At 46.6% G+C, this 249-nt stretch carries 1 pseudogene; it reads left to right on the plus strand.

Annotated elements, in window-relative coordinates:
- Positions 1-249: pseudogene (locus ACTHSQ_RS11380) on the plus strand (cytochrome c biogenesis protein ResB); the annotation flags it as partial.

The raw sequence follows: 249 nt of genomic DNA on the forward strand, positions 1-249 counted from the left end.
GTTAAGCTCAAAGCGACTTCCATGCGCGAGTTTCCGCTGGATTTGGGCAATACTTCTTATAAACTTGAATTTGACCAGTTTACTTCGATGAACGTCGAAGACATGATCGAGCCGTCTGAAAAAGAGCAAAACCTGAAATCCGCCCTCAACGATGTTCGCTACGTCCGTCAAGAAGGCAAAAAATACACCAATATCGGCCCCTCAAACGTTTACCTTATCCGCGACAAAGCAGGGCACGCGGTCGAATAA

It is taken from the genome of Neisseria sp. P0009.S008, assembly GCF_051958615.1.
Taxonomy (GTDB): domain Bacteria; phylum Pseudomonadota; class Gammaproteobacteria; order Burkholderiales; family Neisseriaceae; genus Neisseria; species Neisseria subflava.